General features: G+C 46.1%; 17 protein-coding genes. 7 read left to right on the top strand and 10 right to left on the bottom strand.

Annotated elements, in window-relative coordinates; translation table 11 throughout:
• The first annotated feature begins 228 nt into the window (after nucleotides 1-228).
• The 3 genes from fadR to AC58P7_RS05585 all read left to right on the top strand — a co-directional run bounded on the left by fadR (nucleotide 229) and on the right by AC58P7_RS05585 (nucleotide 2790).
• Nucleotides 229-816, top strand: a complete 588-nt coding sequence (gene fadR, locus AC58P7_RS05595; RefSeq protein ID WP_497340642.1) for a fatty acid metabolism transcriptional regulator FadR — start codon at nucleotides 229-231, stop codon at nucleotides 814-816.
• A 133-nt stretch (nucleotides 817-949) separates the two neighbouring features.
• A complete protein-coding gene (locus AC58P7_RS05590) occupies nucleotides 950-1714 on the top strand; it encodes an electron transfer flavoprotein subunit beta/FixA family protein (RefSeq protein ID WP_497340640.1) in 765 nt (254 codons plus the stop codon).
• Between the two features lie 92 nt (nucleotides 1715-1806).
• A complete protein-coding gene (locus tag AC58P7_RS05585) occupies nucleotides 1807-2790 on the top strand; it encodes an electron transfer flavoprotein subunit alpha/FixB family protein (RefSeq protein ID WP_497340639.1) in 984 nt (327 codons plus the stop codon).
• Between the two features lie 203 nt (nucleotides 2791-2993).
• On the opposite strand, the gene AC58P7_RS05580 is transcribed toward AC58P7_RS05585, so the two are convergent.
• The 3 genes from AC58P7_RS05580 to AC58P7_RS05570 form a co-directional block, all read right to left on the bottom strand.
• Entirely contained in the window at nucleotides 2994-3992 is a 999-nt protein-coding gene (locus AC58P7_RS05580) for an alpha/beta fold hydrolase (protein ID WP_497340637.1), read from the bottom strand.
• A gap of 120 nt (nucleotides 3993-4112) precedes the next feature.
• The gene (locus tag AC58P7_RS05575) at nucleotides 4113-4328 is read right to left on the bottom strand and encodes a YezD family protein (RefSeq protein ID WP_497340635.1); all 216 of its coding nucleotides are present in this window, start codon (nucleotides 4326-4328) and stop codon (nucleotides 4113-4115) included.
• Nucleotides 4329-4348: 20 nt separating this feature from the next.
• Entirely contained in the window at nucleotides 4349-5179 is an 831-nt protein-coding gene (locus AC58P7_RS05570) for an alpha/beta hydrolase family protein (RefSeq protein WP_497340633.1), read from the bottom strand.
• 470 nt (nucleotides 5180-5649) lie between these two features.
• On the opposite strand from AC58P7_RS05570, the gene cysT reads away from it, so the two are divergent.
• The 4 genes from cysT to AC58P7_RS05550 are packed head-to-tail and all read left to right on the top strand — an operon-like array spanning nucleotide 5650 to nucleotide 9517.
• A complete protein-coding gene (cysT, locus tag AC58P7_RS05565; protein WP_497340631.1) occupies nucleotides 5650-6456 on the top strand; it encodes a sulfate ABC transporter permease subunit CysT in 807 nt (268 codons plus the stop codon).
• On the top strand, nucleotides 6453-7283 hold the full coding sequence (locus tag AC58P7_RS05560) for a sulfate ABC transporter permease (RefSeq protein WP_497340629.1): 831 nt from the start codon (nucleotides 6453-6455) through the stop codon (nucleotides 7281-7283). The genes cysT and AC58P7_RS05560 overlap by 4 nt, the downstream gene beginning before the upstream one ends.
• Nucleotides 7273-8358, top strand: a complete 1086-nt coding sequence (locus AC58P7_RS05555; RefSeq protein ID WP_497340627.1) for an ABC transporter ATP-binding protein — start codon at nucleotides 7273-7275, stop codon at nucleotides 8356-8358. Before AC58P7_RS05560 ends, AC58P7_RS05555 begins: the two co-directional genes overlap by 11 nt.
• A gap of 43 nt (nucleotides 8359-8401) precedes the next feature.
• Nucleotides 8402-9517 (top strand): sulfate ABC transporter substrate-binding protein, encoded by a 1116-nt coding sequence (locus tag AC58P7_RS05550; RefSeq protein ID WP_497340625.1) that lies wholly within the window; start codon nucleotides 8402-8404, stop codon nucleotides 9515-9517.
• Nucleotides 9518-9595: 78 nt separating this feature from the next.
• Here AC58P7_RS05550 and AC58P7_RS05545 read toward each other — a convergent pair whose 3' ends face one another.
• The 7 genes from AC58P7_RS05545 to AC58P7_RS05515 form a co-directional block, all read right to left on the bottom strand.
• The gene (locus tag AC58P7_RS05545; RefSeq protein ID WP_497340919.1) at nucleotides 9596-10075 is read right to left on the bottom strand and encodes a DUF5946 family protein; all 480 of its coding nucleotides are present in this window, start codon (nucleotides 10073-10075) and stop codon (nucleotides 9596-9598) included.
• Between the two features lie 4 nt (nucleotides 10076-10079).
• Nucleotides 10080-10907: a DUF817 domain-containing protein gene (locus AC58P7_RS05540; RefSeq protein ID WP_497340623.1), complete on the bottom strand. Its 828-nt coding sequence runs from the start codon at nucleotides 10905-10907 to the stop codon at nucleotides 10080-10082.
• Entirely contained in the window at nucleotides 10904-11734 is an 831-nt protein-coding gene (locus tag AC58P7_RS05535; protein ID WP_497340621.1) for a VanW family protein, read from the bottom strand. Before AC58P7_RS05535 ends, AC58P7_RS05540 begins: the two co-directional genes overlap by 4 nt.
• 104 nt (nucleotides 11735-11838) lie before the next feature.
• Nucleotides 11839-12363 (bottom strand): hypothetical protein, encoded by a 525-nt coding sequence (locus AC58P7_RS05530; protein WP_497340619.1) that lies wholly within the window; start codon nucleotides 12361-12363, stop codon nucleotides 11839-11841.
• Nucleotides 12364-12449: 86 nt separating this feature from the next.
• A complete protein-coding gene (locus AC58P7_RS05525) occupies nucleotides 12450-12923 on the bottom strand; it encodes an acyl-CoA thioesterase (RefSeq protein ID WP_497340617.1) in 474 nt (157 codons plus the stop codon).
• Nucleotides 12924-12982: 59 nt separating this feature from the next.
• Nucleotides 12983-14161: a formate-dependent phosphoribosylglycinamide formyltransferase gene (purT, locus tag AC58P7_RS05520; protein ID WP_497340615.1), complete on the bottom strand. Its 1179-nt coding sequence runs from the start codon at nucleotides 14159-14161 to the stop codon at nucleotides 12983-12985.
• A 357-nt stretch (nucleotides 14162-14518) separates the two neighbouring features.
• Nucleotides 14519-16417 (bottom strand): nitric oxide reductase activation protein NorD, encoded by a 1899-nt coding sequence (locus tag AC58P7_RS05515; RefSeq protein WP_497340613.1) that lies wholly within the window; start codon nucleotides 16415-16417, stop codon nucleotides 14519-14521.
• Between the last annotated feature and the right edge of the window lies 1 nt (nucleotide 16418).

Here is a 16418-nt window from a genome sequence, read left to right as displayed (position 1 = left end):
TGTAAACGTTTACATTATCCAATCAGAAAAAAGCAAATTCCATTAGTCCCTTTTTAATAAGAGTAGAAACATGCTTCATTGTGAAAAGTAAGCCGACAAACCTCCCTACTTGCTTGGTTAAGCGGAATAAGTCGTTGACAAGGCGTACTACGTATTTTATGATGATATTACGAAAATGAATGAGTATTCATTCACCGATATCTGTATTCTAACACCGAGGTGATCTTCTTGACAAGTGGCAAAAAACCAGACAAGTATTATGCGATTCTCGAAGGTGCGATGAAAGTATTTGCTGAAAACGGCTTTCACAAATCGCAGGTTTCGCGTATCGCCAAAGAGGCCGGCGTCGCAGATGGCACTATTTATCTGTACTTCAAAAAGAAGGAGGATATCTTAACTTGTCTTTTTCAAGAGAAACTAGGCGAACTTGTTGAGAAATTCAACAATGCAGTCCGAGAAAGTATGAGCGCGAAAGAAGCTTTACGCAAAATTTGTGAAATTCATTTTAGCGAATTAGAAAGCAACATTCATATGGCTTATCTCACGCAAATTGAGCTGCGTCAAAGTGATTTGGAGCTTCGCAAAGAGATTGGCCTTGCCCTCAAGAGATATATTATCCTCATTGAAAATATATTAGAAAAAGGAAAGAGTGACGGCAGCTTCCGTTCGGATCTGGATGTGAAGCTGGTAAGGCTACTTATTTTTGGGGGCATGGATGAAGTCGTCACATCTTGGCTGATTTCCGGCCAGAAATATTCCTTAACGGCTCAGGTTGACCCAACACTTGATTTTTTCTTGAGAGGCATTGAGTCGTGAATAAAAAGTTCAGCATGTCAACTTTTCAGCACCGAGAAGGTGAATGCAAGATTCGATGTCGAGTATGCGTCTTGAAATACTTCGTGATCAAAAGGTAACTCTATTTCATGTATATTCAGAAGGGAGCTTGGACATGGACATTTTTGTATTATTGAAGCAAACGTTTGATACAGAGGAGAAAATCGTCTTGCAGGATGGCGTCGTTCAAGAGGATGGCGCGAAGTTTGTGATTAATCCATACGATGAGTATGCGGTTGAGCAAGCTATTCAGCTGCGCGATGAGCATGGCGGTAAAGTGACCCTTCTTTCAATCGGGCCTGATCGTACCGCTGAAGCACTTCGAACTGCACTCGCGATGGGCGCTGACGAAGCCGTGTTGATCTCCGATGATCGGATTTTGGGCGATGAGTTTGAAATTGCTGAAATTTTGGCTCAGTATTTGCGTGACCAATCTGTGGATCTAGTATTAGGCGGGAACTTCTCCGTCGATAACGGAGCAGGTCAAGTTGCTATCCGACTAGCTTCTCTACTTGGCTTGCCTCATGTTGCTTCAATTACAAAGCTGGATATTGCAGGCGAACAAGCGGTCGTTCACCGCGATGCCGAAGGGGATATCGAAGTGATTGAGGTCCCACTCCCTGCTCTCTTTACCGCTCAGCAAGGTTTAAATGAACCACGCTACCCTTCGCTTCCAGGTATTATGAAGGCGAAGAAAAAACCTTTCCTACACCTAACCCTTGATGATATTACTGGCGCAGATGCCATTCTGGCCAAAACAGCACGCCTGGCCTTATCTTTACCGCCTGAGCGCAAAGCTGGCCGCATCCTCAAAGGTGATCTTGCCAGCCAAGTAACTGAACTCGTTCAAGCACTGCGTAACGAATCCAAAGTGATTTAACATTACCCCACAAAGTGACGTATGCCTTCGACGTGTATTCGAGTTACTTTGCGGGGACCCCGAAACGATTAAAAACTAGGGAGGTTACATCGATGGCAAAACAATTTCTCGTAGTTGCAGAGGCTCGCAGTGGCAAGCTTCGTCAAGTATCCTTTGAAGCTTTACGTTCCGCACAACTTTCTGCTGCGGACGGTGATACATTAGCTGCCGTTGTGATTGGCGGCGCTGGAAGCAAAGATTTGGCCGGCGAGCTTGCCGCTTATGGTGCAGAAACCATTTATGTCGTTGAAGATGTTTTATTGGAAAGTTACAACTCGGAGGCCTATCTAAGTGCATTGCTCGCTGTGACTGCGGTTGCGGGACCAAATGCTTTATATTTCGGCCACACGGCAATGGGCCGAGATCTTGCTCCACTGGCCGCAGCTTCGCTATCCGCTGGCCAGATTTCCGACGTAACCGCCATCGAGCGGAGCGGCGATAACGTGCTGTTTACACGACCGCTTTACGCTGGCAAGGCTGTCGAAAAGAAAGCGTTTACCGACCCTGACGCACCATGGGTCGTCACTGTACGACCGAACAACATCGCAGCAAGTGAGCCTGACGCGTCGCGTCAAGCTACGATCATCGATGTTGCCTATCCCGCTCCCTCCCTACGAAGCATCATCCGGGAGGTCGTGAAAAAAACGTCCGGCGCCATCGACTTGGCTGAAGCCAAGATCGTGGTCTCCGGCGGACGGGGCGTGCGCAGCGCCGATGGGTTCCAGCCGCTCGAAGAGCTGGCTGCCGTTTTAGGCGGCGCGGTTGGGGCTTCCCGCGGAGCCTGCGACGCGGGGTACTGCGAATACGCGATGCAGATCGGTCAGACCGGCAAGGTCGTGACGCCGGAAATTTACATCGCGTGCGGCATAAGCGGCGCCATTCAGCATCTGGCGGGGATGAGCTCTTCGCGTGTCATCATCGCCATCAACAAGGATGCGGAGGCGCCGATCTTCAAAGTCGCCGACTACGGTATTGTCGGCGATCTGTTCGAGGTCGTGCCGCTGCTGACCGAGGAGTTTAAGAAGCTGCTGGCGTAAAGCAGACTGGTAAGACTATTATCGAAATTGCTAGCGCAGTTTACCGCGTAGAGAATGAACGAATCGTGAATACTGGATTCAAATCGACCGCGGAGGCATACGTGTACAGCTGGAACGAAACGTTTAGTTTGAAGCAAAAAAAAGCTGCTCCTTGCCAGCCATTCGAGGCCAACAGGAACAGCTTTTTTTATCCCTACATTCCTCTACTTCCCCTTCCCCACCCAAGCATCCAACCTAGCAATAATATCCCTCATAACTTCATCCCGGTTGATTTCATTCAGCATTTCATGTCGTCCACCAGGGTAAAGCTTATAGCTGACATCCTGAACCCCAAGTTTCTCATAGGCATCAATCAGTCTGCGCACACCCTTGCCTTGTCCGCCAACAGGATCTTCATCACCTGAAAATAGATAAATCGGGATATCCTTGCGTATTCGCTTCACATGACTAGGTTGATGAATTTCTTTCAAACCTTTGAAGAAGTCTCTAAAATACCCTGACGTAAAGATTCCACCACAGTATGGGTCGTCGATATAAGCATCTACCTCACGCTCATCTCTACTCAACCAATCAAATGGTGTACGATTCGGCTTAAATCGGGCATTAAAGGTCCCAAAAGAGAGCGCCGTCAGCAGCAAGCTCCGAAAATGATCTCCACGGAAAGCGGCTTCCAAAGTCGCAATCGCAATGCCAACTCCAAGCGCTGCACCTTCTTTTCCATTAGAGCCTGATAAAATAAAGCCCTGAACATGATCGGGATACTGCTCTACGTGTGACACCATATAATACTGAGTTAAAAATGAGCCCATACTATGCCCTAACATAAAGAGCGGCAGAGAATCTGCCTTTTTTTCTTGGCTGTTATCTTGCGTCTCTTGCATTTTATCTTCAAATCGCGAACGAATTTGCAAGGTAATTTGACCCATAGCTGCAGCTATGGCATGAAAGCTATCCTTGCCAAATTTGCCTACAGCATCCAGTGATCCAGCCGTTTGGCCATGCCCCAAATGATCATTCGCGTAGACGGCATATCCACTTTTCGTTAACACTTCGGCTAAACGCTCATATCTGGCAGCTGTTTCTGCCATTCCATGAGCAATTTGCACGATGCCCTCCACCGTTACCTCTTCTGAAGGAAGCCACTCGTACACATAGTGTTTGATTCCCTGCGCATCTTCCCAAATAAAGTGTCCTTTACGCATAAGATTCCCCTTCCAAATCCCGCTTTTATTCCTCTCTAGTATACGTCTTCTGACGCATGAAAACAGCCCCCTTTCCTATAGGAAAGAGGGCCGCTGTATGAGTGCATTAACATACTATAACTATACTTTACTTTTTTGTTTGTTCGATTTCACAGCTTGCAAAGGGACTTGCGCTTGCGGGATTGCCGCGGTTTCGAATCTCTTTCTCTCTGTTTTATCAATTTGCGTTATTTTACCATCGTGAACAACGATTTGCACAGATCCATATTCGAGTCCATCCAAAATTTGCTTAATTCGCTCTACCCAAATTTCATCTAATTCCAATGGTTTCGCCATCCTCATGCCTCCAAATCAAATTAAATTGTCCAATCGTTCCACTCTTTGTTTCGTTTATAGGTATAATTCAGCCAATTCCCCGTTTTCTCCAGCAATTCAGTTGTTGATGGTGATGTCGAGTACGTATGGTTAGCTTGATACACGAGCTCCAAGTCACATTGTCCTTCTTTGCGCAACCAAAACATTTTTTGATACAACGGCGCATAATCGACAGGTATCGTTTCGTCAGCAGTTCCATGGACCACAAAAACATCCCCAGTAAATTTACGTAATTGTTCAAACGGTTGATGCTGAGATAAGGATTCGAAGAATCGACTTGTCAGTCTATAACCATGATGATCGATCGTACCGCCCAGAGGCAGTTTCTCATACTCGTTTTTGCCGACGATACGCATAATATCGTTATGTGGATGTGCAACAGCTGACCAAAGTACCAGTGTTTTCACACGATGATCTTTAGCTGCCGTCAGGACTGCTGCGGCTCCGCCTAAGCTATGTCCTAACAGAATTACTCTACTGAGATCCACACAATCAATGGAAACACCGTAATCAATCACGCGGCGTGTCTGTTCAATAAGTACATCTAGACCACCTGCACCATAATCCCCTGTACTTTCTCCGCAACCGCCGTAATCAAAACGAAGTACAAAATAACCTTGTGCACTAAAAGAACGAGCCGCCTTTACAAAAAGCCGGTCAACACCGATTCGACTCCCAATAAATCCGTGACAAATGATGATTAAGGGCCAACGCTGACAATCGGCTTGAACCGCTGAGGGTTGCTGTGTAGGGTAATGTAACGTTGCGGCTAATTCGACATTGTCGCTTTGAATCGTGATGGCATGCTCCATGCTGGTAACTCCCTTTCATTACTCATATTATTCTGATGAACTTACTCGGAATTAGAATGTAAATTCATATTAGCACGGGAAATGAAAGGTGTCAATGCATCATTTACTTAAATTATCCAATCATTTTGAGCGAAGTCAAGTAAGTAACGGCTTATGTAAGAACCCTGAGAAGTAACATTCTTTTTACCTTTAAGATCTGCTAAGGCTTATCTGGTCGACCCAGTATGTAAATGTCTTAAATTACACCTTTATACTTGGTTTTAGATTTGAAACTCATGTTAACACCGCTTTTTATGCCTTCTACGGTTTAATCGAAAAAAATGCCTAGCTTCTACTATATGCTAAAAGAAAAATCTAACACCATGCATATATTCCTCAAAAACGTATTGACAGAATAATCCTGACGCTGTTATAGTCATTTTTATAAAACCAAGTAAGTTAGTATGTTTTATGAGAATAGGTGGTGTTCCATGCGTAACAAGGTTTTTAAAGCGACGGTTCGATCCGTGCTTATAGGCTACTTAATTGTGTTTCTTCTTATCCCCATTGCTTCCATCTATGTTAAAGGATTTTCGTTAGGATGGGAACCTTTTTGGAAAGAAGTCACAGGACCTTTAGCATGGAAGTCGATTGTATTAACGATTAAGCTCAGTATTATCGCGACAGTGATTCAAGCAGTGGTAGGAACGATCATCGCATACGTTCTCGTCCGTTATCGTTTCCGCGGACAGAGTATTCTTAACAGCATGGTTGATCTTCCCTTTTCACTCCCGACCTCAGTTGCTGGCTTAATGTTTCTAACCCTACTAGGACCACAAAGTCCACTAGGGACTTGGCTAGATCATGCGGGGATTAAGCTTCTATATAATCAAACCGCAATCGTTATCGGTCTTGTCTTCGTAACTTTTCCATTCGTTGTTCGTACGGTTCAGCCTTTGTTGGAGCAAATCGATCCAGCTGAAGAGCAAGCAAGTTTCACATTAGGCGCTAGCAGATTCTATACGTTCTGGCGCATTATACTACCAGCTCTTTTACCCGGTACGATTGCCGGCAGCATGCTCGCTTTCTCCCGCTCACTCGCAGAATTTGGTGCCATTTCCCTTATCTCCGGTAATTTACCTGGGAAAACAATGGTGGCCTCAGTCTATATATATGGTGAAACGCAGAACTACAATCCAGAAGGTGCAGCTGCCATCTCACTTGTCCTCCTGACACTCTCCGTTCTGATTCTATGGGGAATTCATGTATGGACTCGCGGAAAGGGGCGGCTAGCATGAGAAGATTATTAATCGGTATTTCTTTTTTGGTTATATTCCTACTAATTATATTGCCTTTCTTGGGAATTACCTTTGGCGCATTTGAAGATGGTCCGCGTGCCTTCCTTGATGCACTTGTTCGTCCCGAAGCTCTACACGCATTGAAAATATCGTTGATCATCGTCACCATCGTAACTGTGCTCAATGCCATTATCGGTATTTATATTTCCTTAGAAATTGTAAGAGGCTCTTGGATCTCTCGTTGGCTAAAGCCCATCATTAATGCCTTAATTGATCTCCCTTTTGCGGTATCACCTGTCATTGTGGGATTAATGGTGATCTTAATTTTCGGTCCAAATACCGCGCTAGGCGCTTTCCTGGAAGACCATAACATGAAAATTGTATATGCCATTCCTGGTATGGTGATCGCAACCATGTTTATCACATTTCCTTTGATGGTCCGTGAAGTTGTTCCTTTACTTGAAGAAATCGGCACACAATCAGAAGAAGCCTCTGCCACCTTAGGTGCTGGCCCATGGCGTACATTCTTCCAAGTGACGTGGCCGAGTATTCGCTGGGGCGTCGTGTATGGTTTGATTTTGACTATCGCTCGGTCGCTCGGTGAATTCGGATCCATCTTGGTTGTATCTGGCAACATCATTAATCAAACTCAAACGGCCACTACACTTGTCTATCAAGACGCTGAACAATTCCAACTCGTAGCAGCCAATAGCGTGGCTTTCGTATTAGGTCTTATATCCATCACGATTTTGTTAGCACTAGAATGGTTGAAACGAAGAAGCGAAGCAACGAGAAGCAATGGAGGAGGATCCCCGCATGCACATTGAAGTGACCAACCTAAATAAACATTATGGTGAATTTCATGCAATCAAAGACGTTAATTTTAAAATACAAGAAGGGCATCTTGTCGGATTGATTGGACCGAGCGGTGGTGGTAAAACCTCCATCCTGCGGATGTTATCTGGACTTGAAAATCCAACTGGCGGCGATATTTATTTCGATGGCAAGTTAGCGACTCATCTCCCTGTTCAGGAAAGAGGCATTGGATTCGTTTTTCAAAGCTATGCGCTTTTCAAGCATATGACGGTGTTTGACAACGTCGCCTATGGGTTGAAGGTGCTCAAGAAGTCGAAAGCCGAGATTCAAGATCGCGTTGCCTATCTGTTGAAATTGATGGGGCTTGCGGGCCATGAGCGCAAATATCCGCACCAACTATCAGGCGGACAACGCCAACGGGTTGCCTTCGCTAGAGCTTTAGCGCCTGAACCGCGGCTTCTTCTGCTCGACGAGCCTTTTGCCGCAATCGATGCCAAAATTCGCAAAGAGCTTCGCGTTTGGCTGCGAAATCTCATCAATGAATTCAAAGTAACGACCCTATTCGTTACGCATGATCAGGATGAGGCGATCGAGGTTGCTGATGAAATAATTCTGGTGCAAGGCGGGAAAATCGAACAGCAAGGAAGTCCTTGGGAAATTTATACGAAGCCTGCTTCTTCTTTCGCAGCGTCCTTCATTGGTGAATCTAACGTCCTTTCTACCTATACACCGCTTGTCGGATTCCCTACACTTGAGGATCTTCAAGAAAACGGCAAATGGCGTTCTGATGTGAATGTGTTGATCCGGCCTGAAAATATCGAGGTTCGTCCACATAACGTTAGTCATTTAGCAACTGCCGGCGAGAAAGGCAAAGTCACCCATGTCCACTTCCGCGGGGATTCCTGGTATTTGGAAATGGATACAGGTCATCTCAAACTTTTTGCTTATCAACCTGTGAAAGAACGCATTTATCAAGTTGGTGATGAAGTCAACATTCTTATCCATCAGATTTCTGTATTTACCCAATCAGGTACAACCTGGATTGATAATCAGGCCAAACAAGATCCACAGCCTGTCTTCATATAATCAATAAAAAATAAGCTTTAGAAAAGAAGGGGAGTTGTTAACCATGAAAAATTTCAAAACGCTTGGCCTTGTTACTGCAGCCTTATTCACAGCAAGTATTACGCTAACAGCATGCGGATCCGGCACGACGAAAACGGGTAGCACAAGTGCACCTACAGCCGCGGCAACAACTGCTGCAACAGCTGCAGCAAGTACGACACCGAAAGCCGAAGGCGGTAAAGTAACCATCACCATCGGGGCTTACTCCATTTTGAAGGATTCCTTTGAAGTGATCTTACCTAAATTTAAAGAAGACTATAAGAAGAAAACAGGTCAAACGGTTGAATTCCAAGAATCCTATGTGGCATCCGGTTCACAAGCTACAGCCATCATACAAGGCTTCGAAGCTGATATCGCTCCACTTTCTCTCGAAGGCGATATTCAAAAAATCGTAGAAAAAGGCTTAATCACAAATGACTGGAAAAACAACAAATTCAAAGGTTTCGTAACAACCTCTATTGCAGCTATTGGTGTACGTGAAGGGAATCCAAAAGGAATTAAAGACTGGTCTGATCTAACTAAGCCAGGTGTTGAAGTCCTCATCCCGAATCCGAGCACGTCCGGTGGCGCTAAATGGGATATCAATGCCGTCTATGGTGCTGGTCTCAAAATTTCCGAAGCCGCTGGTAAACAAGATCCTGCTGCTGCCAAAGATCTCGTAGCTAAAATTTACAAAAACATTAAAGTACTCGATAAGAGCGGCGCCGATTCCCTCACGACTTTCGATAAAGGTGTAGGCGATGCGATCATTACTTACGAAAACGAACTTGTTGCTCGTATTCAATCCGGTAAGAAATATGTAGAAGTGATTCCACAATACACGACTTCCATTGAGAATCCAGTTGCAATTATTGATAAATACGTTGATAAACATGGTAATCGTGAAGCTGTTCAAGCTTTCTATAACTACCTATTCTCTGCTGATGCTCAAAAAGTGTTTGCTGATAAAGGTTTCCGTTCTGTGCTTCCAGAAGTCGCTAAGCAATATGAGAAAAACTACACAACACCTGCTGGTCTATTCAATATCGAATACCTGGGCGGTTGGGATAAAGTGAACAAAGAGCTTTACGGTAAAGGCGCTATTTGGGAGACGATCCTTGCCGAAGGCGGAGCTAAGTAAAAATAAAGTTTAGACGAATAACCCCCAGAGCTTGAGTACTCTGGGGGTTATTTTAAATGAGGTAATCGCTCACTAATTTCAAATCAATTTTGCACAAATACTGCGGATCAAGTCATGCTGGGAGTCCCAGCTTTTCCAAACAGCTCGCGCCCATAACTGAATCACCACATCCCTTTCCTCATCTCCCGTCGCTCGTAATACATCTAGTACTGTGAGCTCACTGCCTTGTTGAGGTGGTTGTAAATGTGTCCATGTTTTGGGCCATTTCGACAAAGCCATATGCGCCTGCTGCACCCTTCTCCCCGTAAATCCATCCTCGATTGCTAAGCACAAGCCAACCAATGAAAAGATCGTCGTGATCGGCTTCGAATTACCTCCTGCATGCTGCGCACCATACGCGTCCACACACGTCTGATGTGTGAAATTGACATCGTTTCTCGAAATGTTATACGCAGTTAATTCGCCATAGAGCTCCCAGCACTCGCCTGAAGTATGAAAGCGATCCATCGCTGCTAGATGTCGATTTGGAAGCTCCAGTTGGCAGCCTGGGCATGGGATAAGTTCATTTTTTGAGATGATGGACCGCCTCCTCTTGGCTCCATTTCAGCGTCGCACCTTCAACCTGCTCCGGATATTTAATCCGTTTCAATTCTGCCACGATGATGATGGTGATTATCACCAACAAAAACCATGAACTAATTTTACCCCAATGAACAATTCGCCAAGAAATTTCTTGATCAGGGTAGCGCCAAGCGCCAAGAAAGGTGGATATATTTTCAGCCAGCCAAATAAAAAAAGCAACTAACACAAGGGAAAGTATCGTGTGCAGATGATAGGTCTTGGTCGTGACCGTGAACCGAATATTGGATTTGTAAAACAGAATTACTATCCCACAAATGAGAATCCACCTGATATCATACGTAAAATGATGTGTAAAAAAATTGGCATAAATTCCTATCGACATCAGGATCGCAACAGAAGTTCTAGGCCAATGGACAAGATGTAAATCGAATCGTTTCCATGCCTGACACACGTAACTAGACACACTGGCGTACATGAAGCCGCTATATAACGGGACACCAGCTATTTTCGTCCACCCTTCCTCTGGATAAGACCACGAACCCATGTGCACTTTATACAACTCGAGTCCAAGTCCGATGATGTGAAATACCGTGATAACCTTGAGTTCATCTACGCTCTCTAGCTTCGTCAACACCAATACCATTTGTGCAAGGATGCACACGAGTAAAATGAAATCATAGCGATGCATGAAAGGCAACGGCACAGCTTTGGATACAGCCAAAGTCAAAAATATGACAACTGGAAAGATGCAGCATAAGGCCTGTTTCCAACCAAAAATGAGAAAATCCTTTACATGTTCTTTCTTCATCGGTTCTCCTGGGATACGTTTGATTTCATATATTTGACTTCTGCATGATTCAAATTAACCAGTTCTTCATCCACCATCGAATCATCTTGTTTGTTGATCTTTTGCCGCCATATTTCATTCCCTCTGTACCATTTGTTCGCCTTTTGATAAAATTCATGATTCTTCTCTTTCACTTTATAACTAAAAGGTAAATCCGCATTGCAGGATATCGTGCCTTCTAAGTACTCCTCTGTCACCTCAAGATTGAATTGAAAGCGATGTGGTGTCGGATTATAAAATTGCAAATCTACGTAATTATAAAAAACACTCGTCCCCGTCCCAAATGGAATTACTCTGCGGTCGTCCGGAAAAAGATCAAAGCTGTGATGGTGTCTTTCTTTTATCACTAGCGGTGTATGTAAAGCTAACCAGTAAAGCATATTCGCTAATTGACATAGCCCACCTCCCGTTCCAACACGAACTTCGCCATGCGATAGCATGAGGCCCTCGATATATCCTTTTTCTTTACTTGTCACACCGATTAGCTTCCAAAAGGAAAAAGTTTCACCAGGATGAATCACGATCCCATCTACATGCTCCAGAGCGATTTTCAAATTCACGATTTTATTTTCTTGTAAAATAGGATCCGTATTTCCAAGCACTCGCCGTAAAATCGATTTATGCTTTTTCGCTGTATATGCAAGCATCTGTGCACCTTTACCACGAGCATATTTGACGCTAGGATTTAGATTCATGATGTGTCGCTTTAACATGAGTTGCTTGACACGGAGCCCATATAAGAATGGAAATCGCTTGCCTATACGTTGCTTAATATCAACAAGTTCCATTGATTTTTCATCCTTATCTTCCAAAATGACATAGAGAAGCTTACTCCTCCTTTAAATTTGACTTCAAAAGCAAGTAAAAAGTTGTGGTGTAGAAAAAGTTTCCATTACTTCCTTATAACAGATATTACCCAGATTCGACCGGTGGTTTTATCCAAGAATAACTTTACAGTTCCAGATTCATTTTTATTTAATCGTTGATACCCCGTTCCCATCCCTGTAACACTACGTCCTGGCATTAAAGGTATGGGATAAAGATTCCGATTTGAAAGAAGTTCATATCGTTCATAAACCGTTATTTCTTCGCCTTGTTTAAGGTTTATTCCATCTTTCATGTTGAGTACTTTTTTGATAACAATATTGGTCGATACTAGTTCCTCGCCGACATGCTGCTTACCCGTTCCAGTGACTTCCACTTCCGCATCGATAAGAGTAGGTAAGAAATCATATATCCCATACGTTTGGTCTCTTTTATCTAAAATAAGGTACTTATCTGTTAGGAGATAGGATATGGCAGCAGTTGCAACTACGATGACACTTGTAAGCCAAATCTTCTTAGTTCTCGTCTTCATTGGGCAGCCTTTCTTGTAACCTGTTTTGGATACAACCTTGAATCCTCTTCTACTATTCAATAACTATCCAGTTATTCCTTCCTTTTCCAACGTAAAAAAGCAACTCCCTCGCGGGAACTGCTCCATGTAACATGTAGACTGAATTCTTATAAACGTGTTTCTTTGCGCAGCTTGCGGGCAGTAAAACGCGCCTCCGCGGATTCGAACAACCGTTTCTCTTCATCCGTCTCTGCGATAATGCCAGGCACGGGACTTGGCTGTCCCTGCTCATCTAATGCGACAAAAGTAAGGAACGAAGTGGCTGTACGTTTCTTTTCGCCGGTTAGAAGGTTCTCCGACTCAATTTTCACATAAACCTCCATCGAACTGCGATGCGTCCACGTGACAAATGCTTCCAACTGAATCGCCTCGCCAAGCTTAACCGGAGCAAAAAAATCCAAGCTATCGCTCGAGGCTGTTACCACGCTCTTACGACAATGTCGCATCGATGCGATGGTTGCAACTTTATCTATATACTGCATAACACGACCGCCAAACACAGTGTTATGGTAGTTCGTGTCCGCCGGCAAAATAATTTCTGTCAACACGGTTCGAGACAGTCTTGCTGCTTTGGGTTCCATAGTGCTTGCCTCCGGATGATGACCTCAGACATGGCATAGATACTGCAGTCATACTTGTTTTAGTTGTAATTCAAAGTGAGTTTACTAGCCGCCTCTTTAGCTAGGCTGCGCGCCTCTTCCACCGTTTCCCCAGAACTAAGGGCTACTGCCATACGACGACCTACTTTTGTTTCCGGCTTGCCAAACACACGAACTTGCGTATTCGGTACGGATAACGCCTCATCAATACCACTAATCGTATATTCAACTTGCTCGCGATCTGCTTTTAACGTGTAACTTGCACCAGGAGTTAACAAGCGAACTCCCGTAATCGGGAATCCGAGAATGGCTCTTGCGTGCAGCGCAAACTCGCTAAGATCCTGAGTAGCCATCGTAACCATACCGGTATCATGAGGGCGCGGTGATACTTCGCTGAAGTAAACTCCATCTGCCGAAAGGAATAATTCAACGCCGTACAGCCCATGGCCTCCGAGTGCGTCCGTAATGGTCTTTGCCATTTGCTGGGCATCGATAATTTGCTGTTCAGACATCGTATGCGGCTGCCAGGATTCGATGTAATCACCGTCTTTTTGAATGTGACCGATTGGCTCACAGTATGTTGTCCCTGAAACAGAACGAACCGTCAACAAAGTAATCTCGGATTCAAAATGGATAAATTCTTCGACGATGACACGAGCGTTCTTGGCACGTCCACCTTCCATTGCAATGTTCCACGAAGCTTCTACACCCTCAGGCGTGCGGCAAACACTTTGCCCTTTGCCGGAAGAGCTCATGATCGGCTTGATCACACAAGGTGTCCCGATCACCGAAACAGCTGCGTGCAATTCTTCAAGACTATTGGCAAACTCATATTTGGCTGTGCGCAAGCCCAAAGTTTCGGAAGCAAGTCGACGAATCCCTTCTCTGTCCATCGTCAAACGGGAAGCTGTCGCCGTGGGGATAACACGGTAGCCTTCTTTTTCTAGGTCGACAAGAACAGAAGTAGCGATGGCTTCAATTTCGGGCACGATGAGATCAGGCTGTTCTTTTTCGATAATCGCACGAAGCTGCTCGCCATCCAGCATAGAAATTACGTGGCTGCGATGTGCAACCTGCATTGCTGGAGCGTTCGCATAACGATCTACGGCAATCGTCTCAATTCCGAGACGCTGCGCTTCAATAATGACTTCTTTACCAAGCTCGCCAGAGCCAAGCAGCATGATTTTCTTGGATTTGTTAGATAAGGGTGCTCCGTACATATGATGACATGCCTCCTAAATGAATGATGAGTTCAAGCTATAAATGTTTGTTGCCTATGAAATTCATCCGATATTTGTCGGAGTTTGGCGAAATTTACCTAGAATGACCCTGATCTATTGTACTGGATTTTGAGGTTAAAAGATAGATGAGATCTGTCTTTTGAAAGTAATTAATAGATAATCCGGATTGCAATTGCCAACGAATTCTAGCTGAAAAGTGGATACCAAGTAACGGAAAAAAGTAAAGTAAATTTGCTGCTTTTGGATAAATTTGGGATGATAAATGGATTTTCTCCAGTTAATTTCAGGATATTGGGGTGATAACCGAAAATCTTATAAAATAACTGGAGTTTACTCTCAAGTAAGAATCGATTTCAGCAAGAGCTTGCGCAAAATCGGCACGAGTTGTTCGTGCAGCTCCTCGACGTTCGGAACAACAATGCTGCTTCGCCCATACATATTACGCATCGCATTCCGCTGTGTTTCGTGCACGGTTCCGTTTGCGAGAAACACGCTGATCACCTCGACGCCCATGCGTCTAGCTTGCAGAACGGCTTCGTGCGTATCAAGGATGCCGACATCGTTGTAGTTGGCTGCTGAAGGCTCCCCATCCGAGAACACGAGGAGGATGCGCTGCCGCTCTGTGCGCCGCAGCAGCTGCTTCGTCATCTCGCGAATTGCGAAGCCATCGCGATTGTCTTGCTGCGGCTCTAGCTGCATCAGAGCCGCTCCGCTCCCGTCCGCGAGGCAGGAGCCGAAGTCCACCGCAACCTGAAACAGGTTCGGTGCCTCCTGCTCTGTGACGCGGTCCGCGTCCTCCCAGAATCCCACAATTTCGTGGGGGATTCGCAGATCTCTCAAGGTCTCGTGGAATAGCACGAGACCGAGCTTGGTTTCGTCCATTTTGTCATACATGGACGCCGAGCAGTCGACGAGCAGCGCGAACGCTGCGTCTAGCTGGGGTGCAGGCGCGCGCTTCTTATAGAAGAGGCGCGGCAGCTCTTGCGTGACGGCTCGCGTTAGCCGCTTGTCGAGCCGCCCAAACAGGCGATCGCCGCGCGGGGCGATCCGCTTCTGCTCCAGCGTGCGTCGTATCTCACGCTGCAAGGGCTTCGCGAGCAGCGCTGCGCGCTCGCGGAGGCGCCTGAACCCGTCCTCCTGCGCAGCAGTAGGACGTTCAGGCAAGAGCCAGGTCGCCGTCGCATACGCGGCGACCTCGCCCTCCCCGTGCCCCGCAGCCGCGGGCACGGAAGCCCCTTGGCGCCGCTCAGCGGCGGCGCCGGTGCGCTGGGCGCGCTGCGAGCGCCCCTGGGTGATGGCGAGCGCCTGGTCGGCGGCATCGCCCTCACGGGGCGCAGAGCCCTGCGCGGCGGTGCGTGCGCCGCGCTCTAGCTCGAACCGCAGCAGTCCTGCGCTGCGGTCGCTGCTCTCGCGATGCCAAGTCGGCAGACGCTCTTGGCCTGGCAATTGACGCTCCCCCTCTTGCTCGGGGAGCACATCATCGTTGGCGAGCCGCTTCGCGCGCTTCAGCTCGCCTTTATAATCCGCAGGCAGAGGAGCCGCGATGCCGCTTCCCTGCTGCGTCCAGAAATACGCAGCCACAGCATCACGCTCCAACCAACCCGACAACGCGTCGATTATCCTTTCACAATAAGTTGCAACCTCGGAGGTATGCGTCGCTTCTTCTACTTGTTCCAATACGGCATAGAGCCCAGTTAAACGGCCAGATATCTCACGTCCAGCTTCAAATAACCCACTCTGCCACGACTTCCCCGTGAACCATCCATACACAAGCAACAGCATAGCATCCGCGAGCTCCCCTTTACTCATATGGGTTCGGAGCTTATGCTGGAAATATCCACCTAAGATGCGATGGCGATGTGCAAAAACAGCTCCCGTACCCGGACGTTGACTGCGGCAAATCCGCTCTAAGCGCATATCTTCACAAAGTGCAAATAAGCTATTGGCCAGCTTTGGAAACTTAGCATTCGAACAATAGTGAAGGTAAGAGCCGACTGCCTCACTCCCCGTAAACCAAGCACTGCCAAGACAACGCAGATACACATCGCTTTTCATACCAGCCGTTTTGTCGCGCAGCGGATAATCCCACCAAAACTGACTCACAGTCATTTGCGAGGCATTCTCATCATAGTGCGCGTGAAACGCAGCCTCTACTTCAAGCTTTCCGCGTTTCGTAAATAATCGAGCCAAATCAACCAGCTGCATATGCAGCATGGCATCAATTTTATCATCCAAT

The sequence above is a fragment of the Paenibacillus sp. J22FR5 genome (assembly GCF_059691975.1).
The sequence above is the reverse complement of the archived record's forward strand: the minus strand, read 5'-3'. Positions and strand labels throughout refer to the sequence as shown.